Source organism: Paractinoplanes polyasparticus, assembly GCF_019710575.1.
In the GTDB taxonomy this organism is placed as follows: Bacteria; Actinomycetota; Actinomycetes; order Mycobacteriales; family Micromonosporaceae; genus Actinoplanes; species Actinoplanes polyasparticus.
This window is the reverse complement of record NZ_JAHWFK010000062.1, coordinates 70,902-86,595: the sequence shown is the minus strand read 5'-3', so window position 1 is coordinate 86,595 and position 15,694 is coordinate 70,902. Positions and strand designations below refer to the sequence as shown.

General features: G+C 69.9%; 17 protein-coding genes. 7 read left to right on the top strand and 10 right to left on the bottom strand.

The window, feature by feature from the left end:
- The first annotated feature begins 196 nt into the window (after positions 1–196).
- A complete protein-coding gene (locus KXC43_RS45505) occupies positions 197–1,396 on the top strand; it encodes a phytase (protein WP_308129558.1) in 1,200 nt (399 codons plus the stop codon).
- Positions 1,397–1,424: 28 nt separating this feature from the next.
- Here the strand turns inward: KXC43_RS45505 and KXC43_RS45500 are convergent, their stop codons facing one another.
- Positions 1,425–2,162 (bottom strand): hypothetical protein, encoded by a 738-nt coding sequence (locus tag KXC43_RS45500; RefSeq protein WP_221382523.1) that lies wholly within the window; start codon positions 2,160–2,162, stop codon positions 1,425–1,427.
- A 113-nt stretch (positions 2,163–2,275) separates the two neighbouring features.
- Here KXC43_RS45500 and KXC43_RS45495 point away from each other — a divergent pair, with 113 nt between their 5' ends.
- Both KXC43_RS45495 and KXC43_RS45490 read left to right on the top strand, forming a co-directional pair.
- A complete protein-coding gene (locus KXC43_RS45495; protein WP_221382522.1) occupies positions 2,276–3,418 on the top strand; it encodes a glycosyltransferase family 4 protein in 1,143 nt (380 codons plus the stop codon).
- Between the two features lie 11 nt (positions 3,419–3,429).
- On the top strand, positions 3,430–4,536 hold the full coding sequence (locus KXC43_RS45490) for a glycosyltransferase (RefSeq protein WP_308129557.1): 1,107 nt from the start codon (positions 3,430–3,432) through the stop codon (positions 4,534–4,536).
- Positions 4,537–4,542: 6 nt separating this feature from the next.
- Here KXC43_RS45490 and KXC43_RS45485 read toward each other — a convergent pair whose 3' ends face one another.
- The 6 genes from KXC43_RS45485 to KXC43_RS45460 all read right to left on the bottom strand — a co-directional run bounded on the left by KXC43_RS45485 (position 4,543) and on the right by KXC43_RS45460 (position 10,556).
- Positions 4,543–5,022 (bottom strand): DoxX family protein, encoded by a 480-nt coding sequence (locus KXC43_RS45485; RefSeq protein WP_221382520.1) that lies wholly within the window; start codon positions 5,020–5,022, stop codon positions 4,543–4,545.
- Positions 5,023–5,166: 144 nt separating this feature from the next.
- Positions 5,167–6,147 carry an Lrp/AsnC family transcriptional regulator gene (locus KXC43_RS45480; protein ID WP_221382519.1) on the bottom strand — a complete coding sequence of 327 codons (981 nt, stop codon included), beginning with the start codon at positions 6,145–6,147 and terminating at the stop codon, positions 5,167–5,169.
- A 65-nt stretch (positions 6,148–6,212) separates the two neighbouring features.
- Positions 6,213–7,046, bottom strand: a complete 834-nt coding sequence (locus tag KXC43_RS45475) for a helix-turn-helix transcriptional regulator (RefSeq protein WP_221382518.1) — start codon at positions 7,044–7,046, stop codon at positions 6,213–6,215.
- An 80-nt stretch (positions 7,047–7,126) separates the two neighbouring features.
- Entirely contained in the window at positions 7,127–8,641 is a 1,515-nt protein-coding gene (locus tag KXC43_RS45470; RefSeq protein WP_221382517.1) for an acyl-CoA synthetase, read from the bottom strand.
- Between the two features lie 3 nt (positions 8,642–8,644).
- Positions 8,645–9,772, bottom strand: coding sequence for a DUF5938 domain-containing protein (locus tag KXC43_RS45465; protein WP_221382516.1), 1,128 nt, complete (start codon positions 9,770–9,772; stop codon positions 8,645–8,647).
- Between the two features lies 1 nt (position 9,773).
- Positions 9,774–10,556, bottom strand: coding sequence for an SDR family NAD(P)-dependent oxidoreductase (locus KXC43_RS45460; protein ID WP_221382515.1), 783 nt, complete (start codon positions 10,554–10,556; stop codon positions 9,774–9,776).
- A gap of 104 nt (positions 10,557–10,660) precedes the next feature.
- On the opposite strand from KXC43_RS45460, the gene KXC43_RS45455 reads away from it, so the two are divergent.
- Both KXC43_RS45455 and KXC43_RS45450 read left to right on the top strand, forming a co-directional pair.
- Positions 10,661–11,266, top strand: coding sequence for a TetR/AcrR family transcriptional regulator (locus tag KXC43_RS45455; RefSeq protein WP_308129556.1), 606 nt, complete (start codon positions 10,661–10,663; stop codon positions 11,264–11,266).
- Positions 11,267–11,369: 103 nt separating this feature from the next.
- Positions 11,370–12,254 (top strand): pyridoxamine 5'-phosphate oxidase family protein, encoded by an 885-nt coding sequence (locus KXC43_RS45450; protein ID WP_221382513.1) that lies wholly within the window; start codon positions 11,370–11,372, stop codon positions 12,252–12,254.
- Here the strand turns inward: KXC43_RS45450 and KXC43_RS45445 are convergent.
- The gene (locus tag KXC43_RS45445) at positions 12,226–12,801 is read right to left on the bottom strand and encodes a TetR/AcrR family transcriptional regulator (RefSeq protein WP_221382512.1); all 576 of its coding nucleotides are present in this window, start codon (positions 12,799–12,801) and stop codon (positions 12,226–12,228) included. The genes KXC43_RS45450 and KXC43_RS45445 overlap by 29 nt on opposite strands.
- A gap of 198 nt (positions 12,802–12,999) precedes the next feature.
- Positions 13,000–14,085: an epoxide hydrolase family protein gene (locus tag KXC43_RS45440; protein ID WP_221382511.1), complete on the bottom strand. Its 1,086-nt coding sequence runs from the start codon at positions 14,083–14,085 to the stop codon at positions 13,000–13,002.
- Between the two features lie 180 nt (positions 14,086–14,265).
- Between KXC43_RS45440 and KXC43_RS45435 the strand changes: the two genes are divergently transcribed.
- Together KXC43_RS45435 and KXC43_RS45430 are read left to right on the top strand one after the other, a co-directional pair.
- Positions 14,266–14,667 (top strand): alpha/beta fold hydrolase, encoded by a 402-nt coding sequence (locus tag KXC43_RS45435; protein WP_221382510.1) that lies wholly within the window; start codon positions 14,266–14,268, stop codon positions 14,665–14,667.
- Positions 14,664–15,113 (top strand): hypothetical protein, encoded by a 450-nt coding sequence (locus KXC43_RS45430; RefSeq protein WP_221382509.1) that lies wholly within the window; start codon positions 14,664–14,666, stop codon positions 15,111–15,113. The genes KXC43_RS45435 and KXC43_RS45430 overlap by 4 nt, the downstream gene beginning before the upstream one ends.
- A gap of 18 nt (positions 15,114–15,131) precedes the next feature.
- On the opposite strand, the gene KXC43_RS45425 is transcribed toward KXC43_RS45430, so the two are convergent.
- Positions 15,132–15,452 (bottom strand): helix-turn-helix domain-containing protein, encoded by a 321-nt coding sequence (locus KXC43_RS45425; RefSeq protein WP_221382508.1) that lies wholly within the window; start codon positions 15,450–15,452, stop codon positions 15,132–15,134.
- Positions 15,453–15,694 lie beyond the last annotated feature (242 nt).

The following is a 15,694-nucleotide window of genomic DNA, read 5'->3' as shown; positions in this document are numbered from 1 at the left end:
AGGACGCCGCCGGACTCAACGTGAACAGTAGGCCCACCCCTTACCGGGGTGGGCCTACTGCCATTTACGGACCATTCTTTCGCGGCCACAGAACAGCCGGCACCCGCAGGGCGCACAGCGAAGATTCAGGTGGCAGCAACCTCGGGGCCGCTTTTGTTCGGCAGTGTTGGCAACTATGCGTCGTACTGCTGGGGTTGTGGCTCTTGTCGTGCTGAGCACCGCTGTCGCGGGGCCGGCGCGGGCCGGTGGGCCGTCAGGGGACGGGCCGCTCGTCGAGATCACGGCTGCGGTCGAGACGCCGTCGCTGTTCGACGATGAAGCGGGCGGGGATGCCGATGCCGATGACCCGGCGATCTGGGTCAACCGGGCCGATGAGTCGCGCAGCCGGGTTATCGGGACGGCCAAGAACGGCGGGTTGCGGGTCTACGACCTGGCCGGTCGCGAGGTGCAGGCGATTCTGCCGCCTGAGGGCGGGCGGTTCAACAATGTCGATCTGGTGACCGGGTTCGGGGCGAAGCAGCTGGACTACGCGGTCGTCACCGACCGTGGGCTCGACAAATTGCGCATCTTTCGGATCGAGGCGTCGGGGCGGCTGACCGACGTCACCTCGGCTGACGCTCCGCTGCTCTTCTCGCGCGACCAGGACGAGGTCGAGACGCAGGCCACGGGCTACGGGCTGGCCACGTACGGACGGTATGCGGTGGTCAGCCGGCGGCACAGCACCACGCTGGGGATCTTCCGGCTCGAGGAGCGGAAGAACTCGGTCAGCTACCGGGTCACCGACAAGCTCGACCTACCCAAGCAGTTCCGCCTGTCCACCGGCGCGACCTGGACGCCGTGCGCCGAGCCGGGTGAGGAGCCGCAGATCGAGGGCATGGTCGTCGACGGCGAATCGGGCGTGCTCTACGCCGCGCAGGAGGACGTCGCCCTGTGGAGGATCCGGCTCGACCGGGACAGGTTCGTCGGTGTGCCGCGAATCGTCGAGCGGGTGGCCGAGTTCGGCGCGCCCGGCACATTCGACCCGGCGACCGAGGAGTGCGTGCGGGGTGAGCCGGCTCCGGAGGCTGGCCGCATCCGGGCCGACGTCGAGGGGGCCACGATCTATCCGACCGGTAAGCGCGACGGCTACCTGATCGTCTCGAGCCAGGGCGACAGCAAGTTCTATGTGTACGACCGTCGAACCAACCGCCCGCTGTCGAGCTTCCAGGTGGTCGACGGCGCCCGTACCGACGGCGTGCAGCACTCGGACGGTGCGGCCGTGACAAGTGTGGCGCTGCCCGGCTACCCCCAGGGTCTGCTGGTGCTGCACGACGGCGAGAACAAGCCCGACGAGGGCCGCGTGAGCACCAACTTCAAGTACGTCGACTGGCGCTCCGTCAACACGGGAGGTCGATGAGCAAGGCAGGCAGTTGCGCCGGCGGGCTTCAGGAACGGTCGACGGTGAGCGTCGCGACGCCCGAGGTGGCGTCGACGTCGTAGCGGTCGGCCGCACCTGCCCAGCCGTCCTGCGCCCAGACCGACCCGCCCGCGACCCCGGTGTGCGCCTGCCCGTCGATCGTCACACTGCCGGCGCCACCCCGGGCGGAGACCCGCACGGGGGCCTGGCCGGTCAGCCGTACGGAAAGCACGCTCGCGCCCCCGCCGAGAACCACGCGCTGGGTGCCCGGGCCGGCTGGTAGCACCACCGAGGCGCGTTCGGTGCCGGCGCTGAAGTCGACGTCGCCGCCGCGGCCGCCGGTCAGGTCGACGGACTCGTCCTTGGCCCCGCCGGCCAGCCTGATCTGCCATCGCACGTCGTCGCTGAGGATGACGGTCAATACGGCTGGACCGCTCCGGCCGGTGTCGCGCAGACCCGCCACCAGGTCGGCGCCCTCGACGGTCGCGGTCGGCGCCGCGCGGGAGTCGTCGGGTGTCGAGAGCTCGTACCGGTCGCCGCCGAGATCGCCGAGCCGCACCCGCACTACGTCGGCCCCGCTGAGCAGCAGGAACGAGGAGACGTTGCCGTCGCCGCGAAGCTGGTGCGGAATGTCGTCGCGGCGCTCGCCCAGGTAGTAGCCGGGGCGGTTCTCGGGGTTGTGGTCGCGGCCGTCGCCGCCCGTCCAGTCGCACGCGCCGACGAGCAGCACCACACTCAGCGCCGAGGCCATCGACCGGAATCTCACGGCGGCAGGATACCCAGCGGACCGGCCGCCTAGTCGTTCGTTCGAACAGCGTTAGGGATCCGGCCACGACGCGTACGGTGTGCTGGACATCGACGCAGGCCCATCGTGATCGCATGCGAGTCGCTCTGGTCACGGAGTCGTTCCTGCCCGATGTGAACGGTGTCGCCAATTCGGTGGTGCGCACGGCCGAGCATCTGCTGCGCCGGGGCCACGAGCCGATGGTGATCGCACCGCAGCCGCCGCCCGCCGTCCGCGACACCCCGGTCCACGTGCCGTACCCGGTGGTTCGGATCGCTTCCCTGCCCATGCCGGGTTACCCACAGATCCGGCTGGGGCTGCCCACCCCGACCCTGACCGGCGCCCTGCGCGCGTTCGGCGCCGACCTCGTGCACCTGGCCAGCCCGTTCGTCCTGGGTGCGTGGGGTCTGCTGGCTGCCCGCACGCTGCGCCTGCCCACGGTAGCCGTCTATCAGACCGATGTGGCCGCGTACGCCCGGGCCTACAAGGTCGGTATGACCGAGGGCGCCGCCTGGAAGTGGATCAAGACGATGCACAACCTGGCCTCGCGCACGCTGGCGCCGTCGTCCGAGTCGGCCTTCGCCCTGGACGCGCACGGCGTCGAGCGGGTTCACCTGTGGCGGCGCGGGGTCGACGACGAACTGTTCCACCCCGGCCGGCGCCGGGACGAGGTGCGGAAGTCGCTGGCCCCGAACGGCGAGGTCGTCGTCGGGTTTGTGGGGCGGCTGGCGGTCGAGAAGCAGATCGATCTGCTGGCTGACGTGAGCCGTCTGCCCGGCGTACGGCTGGTGGTGGTCGGCGACGGACCGGCCGCGCCGCAGCTGCACAAGGCGCTCCCGGACGCGACGTTTCTCGGGGTGCGCCGGGGCGAGGAACTGGCCGAGCTGTACGCGAGCTTCGACATCTTCGCCCACACCGGCCCGTACGAGACGTTCGGCCAGGCGGTGCAGGAGGCCATGGCCAGTGGTCTGCCGGTGGTGGCGCCGCGGGCCGGCGGTCCGATGGATCTCGTCGATCACGAGCGCACCGGCTACCTGGTGCCCCCGTTCCTCGCCGAGGGCTTCACTTCGGCCGTACGGGAGCTGGTAGCCGACCCAACCCGGCGGGCCACCCTGGGAGCGGCGGGACGGCAGTCCATCGAGGGCCGCAGTTGGTATGCCGTCGGTGAGGAATTGCTGGGCCACTACGGCGAAGCGTGTAGCGTCGGCTTCCTCGAACGAAGGGCGGTCGCCGCGTGAGAATTGTCCGGGTGGCGAATTTCGTGACTCCCCGGTCCGGGGGTCTGCGCACCGCGCTCCGCCACCTGGGCGCCGGCTATCTGGCCGCCGGGCACGACCCCGTGCTGGTGGTCCCGGGCGCCACCGAGTCCGACGAACAGACCGACCAGGGCCGGGTGATCACCCTGCCCGGGCCGCTGGTTCCCCGCATGGGTGGCTACCGGGTGCTGCTCGACCGCGCCCGGCTGAGCGCCACCCTGCAGTCGTTGCGGCCCGACCGCCTCGAGATCTCCGATCGCGCGACGCTGCGCTGGCTGGGTCGCTGGGCCCGGGGCCGGGGAATCCCGTCGATGATGGTGTCGCACGAGAGCCTCGACGGCCTGCTGCGCCTGTTCGGTCCCGGTCCCAGCCGCCGCGTCGGCGACCTCCTCAATGCGCGGACGGCGGCGGAACACGACCAGGTCCTCTGCACGACCGGGTGGGCGGCGTCCGAGTTCGCGCGACTCGGCGTACGCAATCTCACGCAGGTGCCCCTGGGCGTGGACCTCGACCGTTTCACCCCGGCCAACCAGGATCCGCGGATGCGCACGATGTGGTCGGCGCCCGACGACGTGCTGCTGCTGCACTGCGGCCGGCTCGCCCCCGAGAAGAAGCCTCGCCGCTCACTCGAGGCGCTGGCCGGCCTGCGCAGGTCCGGTGTGCCCGCGGTGCTGGTCGTAGCGGGCGACGGCCCCCTGCGCATCGCCCTTCAGTCCGAGGCGGCCGACCGCGGTCTGCCCGTCCGCTTCCTCGGGCACGTCGCCGACCGGCAGAAACTGGCGGCGCTACTGGCCAGTGTGGACGTGGCGATCGCACCCGGCCCGATCGAGACCTTCGGCCTGGCCGCCCTCGAGACCATGGCCAGCGGCACCCCCGTCGTGGTGAGCGCCGAGAGCGCCCTGCCCGAGGTGATCGGCGAGGCCGGCGCGGCCGTCCCGGGCGAGGGTCCGGCCTATGCCGAGGCGGTGCGGGCGCTGCTCTCCCGCCCGGAACCCGTCCGTCGGTCCGCGGCCCGCGCGCAGGCCGAACTCTTTCCATGGGCGCGCTCGGTGACGGGCTTCCTCGAGGCCCACGACGCACTGCATCGAGCGGTGGCCTGACCGGCTTCACCCCGGATCGTCGGTGTCGCGTGCGGCCCACAGCGCGACGGCGATGTAGATGATCTGTTCGGGGATGCGGAACCACAACGGTGTGGCGGGATCGCCGTTGAGCGGGATGTCGGCGGCAGCGGCGTAGATGTTCGCCGGGATGAGGCAGACGAACAGCAGAGCCAGGCACTGCCCGGCGAGCCGCCGGGTGGCCCGCAGGACAAGACCGGCCGCACCGAGCAATTCCAGCACGCCGGTCGTGTATACCGTCAGATCCGGAGCCGGCACGAACGGCGGGACCATGGCGGTGAGGTCGTCGTGGCTGGGCATGACGGTCAGGCTGTCCGGGGCGAAGTGTGCCACGCCGGTGAAAACGAGCATGACGGCAAGCGCGTGAGCCGCGCTGGACTGCCAGCCGGCGAATCGCGTGACGCCCAGCGCGCCCGCCGCCCGGAACGCCAGCCACGGAACGAACAGCAGCAGAAGGCCTTCGAACATGGTGATCCTTAAGGGAGGTCGGGAGCCGAAAGTCGGCACCGACGCCACACTGCCCTGGACGCGTCGTGACGTCCTGATGCTGCAGGATCTGCTCGTGAAGCGACGGCAGACGCGATGGATCCGCCGGATTCCGTCAGCGCCGGCTCATCCCGCCAGCACCGTGCCGGCGCCCTTCACCCGCCGGACGACAGGAGCGGTCTCGGCGCGGACCACGCCGGGCAGCGCGCCGATGTCGTCCGCGAGATAGTCGTACAAATCGCTGAGGTCCCGGCAGATCACCGACGCCGCCACGTTCGCCGAACCGGTGACAGCCGCGGCGTAGCCGACCTGCGGCTGACTGGCCATCGCCTTTGCGACCGTGGTCAGGGAAGCCGGGGTCACCGTGAGCCAGAGGCTCGCCTCGGCCCGGTAGCCGAACAGGGCGGGCTCGATCTCCACGTTGAAATACATGACGTTGCTCCGGCGCAGCCCCTCCAGGCGGCGCCGGACGGTGGTCTCCGACCATCCCGTAGCCGCGGCCAGCGCCGGATAACCTGCCCGTCCGTCGGCGGCGAGCGCGGTCAGCAGGCTGTTGTCGGCCGCGGTCAGGATGACGGGTCCCCGCGGCACCGGGTGCTCCGAGGTAAGTTCGGGGCTCAGCGCATGAATTTGATCGGGTGACAGGGCCCCGGTGCGACCGGGCCAGCCCTTCGTGCCGGCCACGAGCCGCAGGATGCAGTGGGCGGTCACGGCCGTGACCCGCGGGCTCCGGGGCAACTTCTGCAGCAGGAGATCGCCCTCGGCGGCCTGCGTCGTCGTCCGGGTGATGCAGCTGATCTCCGTGCCCCCGGACAGGATGGTCACCCACGACGTGTCCGCACGCCGTGCCAGTGCGGTGCCGACCGGCACGGCCACATCGGGCGTGCACCGCATCCGCACCAGCCAGTCGACGTGACCGAGCGCGGCCGCGTGGGGCAACCCGACCACGCGCAGAGCGCCCGACTGGCGCAGGCGCCCGTACCGCCGGGCAATGGTGCGGTCGGACGTGCCCAGCACCGCCGCGATGCGGCTGAACGGAGCCCGTCCGTCGACTTGCAGAGCGTGGGCGAGCTGACGGTCAAGTTCGTCGAGCGCTATCGCATCCACCGCTAGACCATATCGACGGCTGAGAAACTCAGGCGGAACGACAGCGACGGTCTGCTCGCGAGCGACTACGAGGGGGCCGCGATGACGCTGAGCAGCTGAAGCTTCTCGTAGCTCTCGCTGCCCGGCACGGCCGTGTAGACGAGAAGCAGGTGCCCCTGGTCGGGGTCGACCAGCGCCTGGCAGCTCAGTTCGAGATCACCCAGCTCGGGGTGCACGAATCGCTTCACGTCCTGGTAATTGACGCCTACCTCGTGCTCGTTCCAGACCGACCGGAACTCTTCGTTGCTGTCGAGCAGCAGCTGCTTGAGGTGGGCGGCCCAGGAATCCGGGCCGCGAAGCGTGGCTATCTTGCGCAGGCCCGAGGCGAAGACGCGAGAGTGCAGCGCATGGTCGCCGGGGTGGTAGAGGGCACGCGTGGCCGGGTCGGTGAACCACCGATAGCCGATGCTGCGGGCCGGGCCGGTGAAACGGGTGAGGTCACCGGTGAGGGCCACGCCGAGCGGGGTCTGCCGCAGCGTCTCGCCGAGCTCGGTGACGATCTCGGCCGGGGTGTCGGTCAGCCGGTCGAAGATGCGCAGCAAACCCGGGTTGATGTGTTCCCCGGCCGCGCCCCGGGCCGGCGGGCGGTGCCCGGCCAGGCCGAACAGGTGGTCGCGCTCGTCACGCGAGAGGTGCAGGCCCTGGGCCAGCGAGGCGATCATCTGCTCCGACGGGTGGGGACCGCGTTCCCGTTCGAGCCGGCTGTAGTAGTCGGTCGAGATGTGACAGATCGCGGCCACCTCTTCGCGCCGCAGGCCGGCTGTGCGGCGACGTTGCCCGCGCGGAAGGCCGACGTCCTCGGGCTGGAGCGACTCACGACGGCGGCGCAGAAACTCGGCGAGCCCGGCTCGATCGATCATGGCTGTTCCTCCCGGGTCGGCCTTGCCACTTCGTTCTATCAAGCAGCACGGGGGTCCAACCACGGATTGCCGATCCGAGGCTACGGCCCGGGGGTCAGGCGGGACCGCAGGTCGGCCTTCAAGATCTTGCCGACCTTCGACCGGGGCAGGTCGTCCCAGATCTCGATCTGCTTCGGGGTCTTCACGCTGCCGATGCGCTCCTTGACGAACTCGGCCATCTCGGTCTTGTCGACCGTGGCACCGGCGCGTAGCTGGATGACCGCCGTCACGCGTTCGCCCCATTTGTCGTCGGGCAGTCCGATCACCGCGCAGTCCTGAACCGCCGGGTGTTGCATCAGGGCCTGCTCGACCTCGGTCGAATACACGTTGAAGCCTCCGGTGATCACCATGTCCTTGGCGCGGTCCACGATGTAGAGATAGTTGTCGTCGTCGAGGTAGCCGATGTCCCCGGTGTGGTGCCAGCCGTGCGCCGAGGCGGCCGCGGTGGCCGCCGGGTCGCGGTGGTACCCGCGCATCACCAGCGAGCCCCGCACCACGATCTCTCCGGTGCCGCCGCGCGGCAGCAGCTCGCCCCCGGGCGCCATGATGGCCACGGTGACCAGCGGTGACGGGCGGCCCGCGGACGAGAGCCGCGACTGGGCGATGCGGCCGCCGGGCAGGTAGTGGTCGGCCGGGGCCATGGTCGAGATCATCATCGGCGCCTCGGTCTGCCCGAACAGCTGCGCCATCACCGGGCCCAGCCGCCGTAACGCCTCCTCCAGGCGGGTCGCGGACATCGGCGCCGCGCCGTACCAGAAGCACCGCAGGGACGACAGGTCGGCCTCGTCCAGCGTGGGGTGGGCCAGCACCATGTAGATCAGCGTCGGCGGCAGGAAGGTGTGTGTCACCCGGTGCTGCTCGATGAGCGCGATGAACGCGGCCACATCGGGCTTGCGCATGATGACGATCTCGCCGCCCCTGGTGAGCACGGGGAAGCACAGCACCCCGGCGGCGTGGGTGAGCGGAGCCAGCGCGAGATACACCGGCCGATCCGGCCACGGATAGCTCATCAGCGTGATCGCGGTCATCGCCTCGAGGTTGGCCCCGGTCAGCTCGACGCCCTTGGGCCGCCCGGTGGTCCCACCGGTGCCGACGATCATGGCCAGATCGTCGGCCGGTGCGCGATCGACGTCGGCCTCCGCGCCGGACAGGAAATCGTCCCAGTCCGTTTCGAGGCAGACCAGGGTCCGCAACGACGGCAGCCCGTCGCGGATTTTGGCCACCAGCGGCGCGAACGCCTCCTGGTAGATCAGCGTGGTGACGCCGAACAGGTCCAGGAGCTCACGGTTCTCGTACGCCTCGTTGCGCGGGTTGATCGGGCACCACACCGCGCCGGCCCGGCTGATCCCGAAGACGCAGGTGAAGGCGGTCGGGTCGTTCCCGGAGAGCACCGCCACCCGCTCGCCGGGAACGACCCCGCGGGCAACCAGCGCGGCGGCGATGCGGAAGCTGAGCTTCCGCACCTCCCCGTACGTTCGGGTCTCCCCCTCCGTGGTCAGACACGGCGCGTCCGGGTCGAGGGAAGCACCCTTGTCCAGGTAGTCGACGAGCCGCATCGCTCAGCGCTCGACCGTGACGGTCGGCTCGCGCACCAGGCCGAAGCTTTCGAGCACGCCGAGCAGCTCGCGATGCCCGAAGGCTTGGCAGCCGGACGCGAAGCCGACCCGTCGCGGCGGCTGTTGCAGCAGGTGATAGGCGGCGTACGCCTGCATCAGACCGGTCTGCTTGTAGTTGGAGTTGCCGTAGATCACGCAGTGCGCCCGGCCCAGCGGTCCGGAGGCGTGCACCGAATCGACCGACTTGTTCAGCCGTGGGTTCTCCCGCGGCGGCATCTGGTTCATCACCTGGGCCGCGGTGGCGGTGAGGGCCGCGTACCGATCGTCCGGGTTCATGTCCTTGGTCGCCTCGACGGCGGACGCGACGATCTGCGGTACGCCGTTCATCAGCGCCCGGTTGAACACGCCACCGAGCACCTTGACGTTGGCCACGCGCGGATCCCGGCGGTACCACACCGGATGCGAGGTGCCGCCCCACGGCAGCGCCAGCGCGAGTTCGTGCTGGCCGGGCAGCACCAGCTGATAGAGACCGGCTTCCGGGTCCCAGGCCTCGTACCTGTTCTGCTCGAGCCGGAAGGCGCCCGAGGTGGCCGCGTTGACCAGGATCGTCAGCGTCGACGCGATCGTCGGGCTGCCGCCCCAGAACACCGCGATGTCCAGAGTGTCCAGTCCCGGCTTCTCGAGGCACAGCTCGGCCGCGATCTCGCCGGTCGTGTACATCTGCGCGATGCCGGGCGCGAGGAGCAGGCCGGCCGCGGCGAAGTCGGCGCCGTACCTCTCGTCGCAGGTGATCATCCAGTCCTGCTCGCCGGTGGTGTCGAGGTAGTGCGTGCCCGCGGCCAGGCAGGCCTCGACGACCTCGGGTCCGTAGACGCTGAACGGCCCGACCGTGTTGCACACGACGGAGGCGCCGGCGAACAGGTCGGTCAGCTCCTTCCGGTCGTGGCCGACCTCGGCGATCTCGTAGTCGGCGGTCTCGATGCCGGCCACGTTCTCCTGCATCGACTGCTTGAGCTTGGCCGCGTCGCGGCCGGCGGCGACGAACGGGACGTTGTACTCGCGCAGGTATTCGCAGATCAGCCGGCCGGTGTAGCCGGAAGCGCCGTAGACGACGACGGGCTTGGTGGCCATGTCACATCCCCATTCCGCCGTCGACGGGCAGACCTGCGCCGTTGATGAACCGGGCTGCGTCGGAGGCCAGGAAGACCACGGCGTCGGCCATGTCGGTGACCTCGCCCAGCCGGCCGGACGGGGTCAGTTCGATCACCGCGCCCACGGCCGCCTCGGGCGAGGGGAACAGCCCGAGCTCGGCCACGTCGTTGGCGAGCCCGGCGCCCATCGCGGTGGGCACCAGCCCGGGGTAGACGCAATTGACCCGTACGCCGTAACCGAGCTTGCCCGATTCCATGGCGGCGACCCGGGTGAGCCGGTCGACGCCCGACTTCGTGGCGGAGTAGACCGAGATGCCGGGGAAGGCGATGGTCGCGGCGACCGAGGCCACGTTGATCACGACACCGCTCTTCTGAGCGCGCATCGCACGGAACGCGTGCTTGATGCCGAGGGCGGTGCCGAGCAGGTTGACGTCGAGCTGCTTGCGGACGGCGGCCGGGTCGAGGTCGACGATCAGGCTGGTGATTTCGACGCCGGCGTTGTTGACCACGATGTCGAGCCCACCCATGATCCCGATCGCCTGCTCGACCGCGGCTGCCCAGCTGTCGTCGTCGGTGACGTCGAGGTGGACGAAGCCGCTGGAGTTGCCGAGCGACTCGGCCACCTTGGGACCGAGGTCGTCCTGCAGGTCGGCCACGACGACGGAGGCGCCGGCGGCCGCCATCGCGCGGGCCATGCCTTCACCCAGACCTTGGGCGCCGCCGGTGACCAGCGCCCGCCGGCCGGTGAGATCGATCTGTGCCATGTAAGGCTCCCGGGGGGTCGAAAGACTTGAGACCCACATCACATGCCTGATCTTGACACTTGTCAAGAAAAGTTTGGACGCCTGTCAAGCCGTACGATGGCCAGGTGACCCCTGTGAAGAGCCGGCCGATCGACAAGTTCGACCGCCGCCGCGACGAGTTGGCCGAGTCGGCGCTGCTGACGCTCGGTGAGCTGGGGTACGCCCGCGCCAGCCTGCGCGAGATTGCCGGCAACTCGCCGTTCAGCCACGGCGTTGTGCACTACTACTTCCAGGACAAGCTCGAGCTGGTGATCTACAGCGTCCGCTACTACAAGGCGCGCTGCGTCACCCGGTACGACGCCGTCGTGCGCGACTCGACGTCCCCGGATGAACTGATCGAGGCCTTCGCCGAGAAGCTGGCGCAGACGATCCGCGCCGAGGCGCCGATGCACCGGCTCTGGTACGACCTGCGAACCCAGAGCATGTTCGAGGAACCGCTCCGCGACGCCATCACCGAGATCGACGCCACCCTGGAGGCGATGATCTGGCGGGTGGTCGACCGCTACGCCACGTTGACCGGCGCCCCGCCCTCGGTGCCCGCCTCCACCGCGTACGCCATGCTCGACGGTCTTTTTCAGCAGGCGCTGCTCGCCTACACCGCCGCCGGTGAAACGGTCCTCGACGGCCTGGCTGCTCAGGTCCGCATCGTCCTGCCGTTGATGGTCCGCTGACCGCTCCCACCCTGTGTCATCCGGAACACGTCGGGCGATTCTTTACCAAACGTTTGGTAATGTTGACGACGCACCTGACTCACTGAGGGACGGATGGAACACCATGGTTTTCCACTGGGGTGAGCTGGAGGCTCAGGCCCGAGCCGGCTTCACCACGCGGGCATCGGCCGTCTCACGCATGGTGCAGCCGCTGCTGCCGGAGGGCGCCGACGACTTCCTGTCCCACCAGAACATGCTGGTCGTCGGGGCTCAGGCCGACGACGGCCGGCTCTGGGCCTCGCTGTTCGCCGGCCCGCCAGGCTTCGTCAGCGCTCCCGACGACGAGTCGGTGCAGGTGCTGGCCCGGCTGGCGCCGGCCGACCCGGTCGAGCCGATGACCCGCCGCGCGGGCCGGCTGGGCCTGCTGGCCATCGACCTCCAGACGCGGATCCGGTTGCGGATGAACGGCACGTCGACGCCGCTGCCGTCCGGGCTACGGCTCGACATCGAGCAGAGCTTTCCCAACTGTCCGAAGTACATCCAGAAGCGATCGGTCATCAGCCTGGACGGGCCGCGGTCGGAGCCGGTCGCCGCGACGAGCGTGTCCGCGCTGACCGACGACATGAGCCGGTTCGTCAACCGGGCCGACACCTTCTTCGTCGCCTCCGCGTCCGAGACAGGCGACCCCGACGTCTCGCACCGGGGCGGTAACCCCGGCTTCGTGGAGGTGCTGTCGCCGACCAGGCTGCGCTGGCCCGACTACGCGGGCAACAGCATGCTGATGACCCTCGGAAACATCATCGAGAACCCGAGCTCGGCGCTGCTGTTCGTCGACTGGGCCACCGGCGCCACGCTCCACCTCACCGGCCGGGCTGAAGTGAGCTGGTCTCCCTCGCGCGCGGTGGAATTCGAGATCGATGAGGCCGTCCTGCTGCCCCGGTCCCTGTCGGCGAACTGGTCGGCGCCCATCCTGTCGCGATTCAACCCGCCGGTGCCGGCCGCCGGATGAGCATCTGGGGCAGTTCCGCCAGCGCAAGCTGAAACTCCGCCGGATCGTCCAGCACGCGGGCCAGAATCAGCGACCCCTCGATGCGGACCAGCGCCGCCCGGGCCCGGCGCCGAGCGTCCTCTTCGGACGCGCCGGCCCGCCGGGCGACGTCGGCCATCGCGGTCAACCAGCTGGTGGCCAGGTGCGCGGCCCGCGCTCGGATGTCGTCCGGCGCGCCCCGCAACGTCATCGTGTCGAGAACGCAGGCGAGGCGGCCCTGGGCATAGAACACGCCGACGCGGCGGGCCATCTCTTCCACCGCGGCCGTCGGGTCGCTCTCGGACGTCAGCGGCGCGACGATGTCGGCGAACGCGTGCTCCACGGATTCGAGCACGGCCGCTGCCATGCCGGGTTTTCCGCTGGGAAAGCGGTGATAGAGGCTCGCCCGGTGCAGCCCCGATGCCGACGACAGGGCCGTCAACGACGCTCCCTCGTAGCCCGACTGACGGAAGATCTCGGTGAGGTGCCTCAGCAGCACCGCATCGTCAACACTCGGCGCCCGACCCATACGCCAACATTACCGAACGTACGGTAAACGCGGTGCGCGGCCGAGTCCGCCCAGCGAGCTCGCCGTGCCGGTCTGCCGTCGGCTGCCATGGCGCCGCTGATTGCCGGCGTACCGGCGATTTTCGACCCGGACCTTCCCCTGCCCTCCGAGGGCCGACGGCAACGAATCGTGGAAGCGTCCTGCATGGACGGCGTGGAATCACGGCTTGGTCAGCTGGGCGGCCTCGTGGACGGCAGCGGCGTAGCGGGCCGGCTGTTCCCAGGCCGCGAAGTGACCGCCCGCCGGCTCTTCCCGCCACGTGTGGACGGTGAAGTAGCGCTCGGCGAACTCACGCGGGGCGTTGACCAGGTCGTGCGGGTAGATCGTGAAGACTGCGGGCGGGGTCAGGCGGGCGGAGTGGGGGCTCGCGGTCGCGTACGGGGTGAAGGACGTGCCGATCGCGCCCGTGACCCAGTAGGCGGTGATCCAGGTGAGCAGCTCGTCACGGGTGAAGACGGACTCGACGTCGCCGTCGCAGTCGGTCCAGCCGCGCAGCTTCTCCACTATCCATGCGGCCAGGCCGGCGGGGGAGTCGCCCAGGGCGGCGGCCAGCGTGTGCGGCTTGGTGGACTGCTCATGCATGTAGCCGCCCTCGCGGGCCTGCCAGTCGTGGCCGCGCTCGACGTAGGCGCGTTCGGCCTCCGAGAGGTCGGTGGGCGGGTCGACAAGGAAGTGGTGCTGGGACACGTCGGTGAGGTGCAGCGCGGCGACGCGGCCGGGGTGGCGGGCGGCCAGCGCCTCGGCGACGTCGCAGCCCACGTCGCCGGCCGAGATCACGTACCGGTCGTAGCCGAGGGCGGCCATGGTGTCGGCGACCGCGCCGGCCATCTCGTCGGCCGACATGCCCCGCTCGGGAACGGGGGCGGCGAACGGGTAGCCGGGCAGGGCCGGCACGACCACGTGATGGTCGGCGAGCAGCGGCAGGACGCGCTCGAAGCGGAGCACCGAGTCGGGCCAGCCGTGCAGCAGCAGCACGGCCGTGGCGTCGGCCCGCTCGGACCGCTGGTGGATCGCCCGGGTGCCGGTCAACGTCCAGGGCAGCTGTCGGATCCGCTCTTCGTGGACCCGCCAGTCGTACGACTGCGCCCAGTAGGCGACGAGCTCGGCCACGTAGTCCGGGTCGACGCCGCGCTTCCAGCCGTGCCCGCCGGGGACGGGCACCGGCCGGAACGCCCGCAGGCGATCCCGCAGATCGTCGAGGACGTCCTGGGCGATGGTCTCGGGTGCCGCGTGGTCGTGGTTCATGGTTGCCTCCCTCATGTGCTCGACACCACCAAACGCTAATACTGGAGTCGTGAGCTTGCAACACCGGATACCGAATACACCGGTGTCGTGGCCAGTCCGGCCTGTTGCAGAGTGCGCAGATGCCGGGCCACACGGCTGCGCTGCAGGTGCCAGTCGGCCCGTGAGGATGCGACGCCGCTGTTGCTCCTGCACACCTACCCGGGCTCGTTCACCGAGTTCCTCGATTTGGTGCCGCTGCTCACCGACAACTTTCACCTCGTCATCCCGTCGATGCCGGGGATGGCCTTCAGCACTCCGGTCGTCGACAGCGGCTGGACGATGGACCGGGTCGCCCGCGTGTACGACGCGCTGATGCGCCGGCTGGGCTACGACTCCTACGGCTCGCACGGCAGCGACGGCGGCGCGATGATCGGCCGCGAGCTCGCGGTGCTCGACCCCGACGGGTTCCTGGGCGCGCACGTACTTCAGCTCTTCTCGTTTCCCTCCGGTGACCCGACGGAGTTCGAAGCGTTCGGGCCGAAGGAGTACGCCGCCCTGGAGTTCGCCGGCTGGTTCCAGTCGGTCGGGGCTACAACTCGATGAACGGCACCCGGCCCCAGACGATCGCGGCCGCGCTGTCGGACTCCCCGGTCGGCCAGCTGGCCTACAACGAGCTGTTCGAGAACTTCGGCAACGGCACCAGTCTGGTCGCGCCCGAGCGGGTGCTGGCCCAGGTCTCGCTGTACTGGCTCACCAACACCTCGGCCGACGCGGTCCGCTACCACTACGCCGAGCAGCACCCGCCGCGGGAGACAGTGGTCAGCCACGGCCGCCTCGGGGTCGCGGTCTTCAAGGACGACTTCCAGACCATCCGGCCGCTCGCCGAGCGCGACAACACCGGAATCGCACTGGTCCGAGTTCGATCGTGGCGGACACTTCGCGGCTTTCGAGGTGCCCGAGCTGGTCGCCCAAGACCTGCGAGCATTCTTCGGCTGAACACCGTGGACGGGGGCGCTTCCCGCATGGCGAGAAGCGCGCACAGGCCGTGAGTGGAGCGCCAGATGGGATCAGGCAGCGTCCGCGTGCCGCTGACGCCGGTAGCTCTGATTGTGCCGGAGAGCGTCGTCGAGCTGGTCTTCGAGGATGATGATCCGGCAGGCGGCTTCCAGGGCGGTGCCGCGGTCGACCATCTCGCGAGCCCGCGCGGCCAGACGCAACTGGTATCGCGAGTAGCGACGGTGCCCGCCGGCGGACCGGAACGGGATGATCAGTTTCGCCTCGTCGAGTCGGCGCAGGAAGTCCGGCGAAGCGCCGGTGATCTCCGCGGCGCGACCCATTGTGTAGGCGGGGTAATGCTCGTCGTCGAGCATGTCATCCGGTTGGGCCATACAGGTACCTCCATGACGAGGGCCCCGGCGCGGAAGCGCCGGGGCCCTCGGTTACGGGTTTACTACACCATCTACCGACAGGTTCGTCGGCTTGTCGTATCCGCACCGGCCGCGAACTTCAGCGGCTTGCGGTGCGAGGATCGCATAAGCGTGACCGGAGACCACCTCACGTTCGATGGAGACTGCGGTGTCCACCCCAGAACCGGAACTGCGTCCTGACGGCGGGCGATCCAACGGTGCTG

Coding starts and splice junctions, on each gene's coding strand:
- KXC43_RS45430 (WP_221382509.1), top strand. CDS start 14,664: ATGAACGGCACCCGGCCCCAGACGATCGCGGCCGCGCTGTCGGACTCC.
- KXC43_RS45465 (WP_221382516.1), bottom strand. CDS start 9,772: ATGGCCACCAAGCCCGTCGTCGTCTACGGCGCTTCCGGCTACACCGGC.
- KXC43_RS45470 (WP_221382517.1), bottom strand. CDS start 8,641: ATGCGGCTCGTCGACTACCTGGACAAGGGTGCTTCCCTCGACCCGGAC.
- KXC43_RS45485 (WP_221382520.1), bottom strand. CDS start 5,022: ATGTTCGAAGGCCTTCTGCTGCTGTTCGTTCCGTGGCTGGCGTTCCGG.
- KXC43_RS45445 (WP_221382512.1), bottom strand. CDS start 12,801: ATGGGTCGGGCGCCGAGTGTTGACGATGCGGTGCTGCTGAGGCACCTC.
- KXC43_RS45475 (WP_221382518.1), bottom strand. CDS start 7,046: ATGATCGATCGAGCCGGGCTCGCCGAGTTTCTGCGCCGCCGTCGTGAG.
- KXC43_RS45425 (WP_221382508.1), bottom strand. CDS start 15,452: ATGGCCCAACCGGATGACATGCTCGACGACGAGCATTACCCCGCCTAC.
- KXC43_RS45440 (WP_221382511.1), bottom strand. CDS start 14,085: ATGAACCACGACCACGCGGCACCCGAGACCATCGCCCAGGACGTCCTC.
- KXC43_RS45450 (WP_221382513.1), top strand. CDS start 11,370: ATGGTTTTCCACTGGGGTGAGCTGGAGGCTCAGGCCCGAGCCGGCTTC.
- KXC43_RS45460 (WP_221382515.1), bottom strand. CDS start 10,556: ATGGCACAGATCGATCTCACCGGCCGGCGGGCGCTGGTCACCGGCGGC.
- KXC43_RS45495 (WP_221382522.1), top strand. CDS start 2,276: ATGCGAGTCGCTCTGGTCACGGAGTCGTTCCTGCCCGATGTGAACGGT.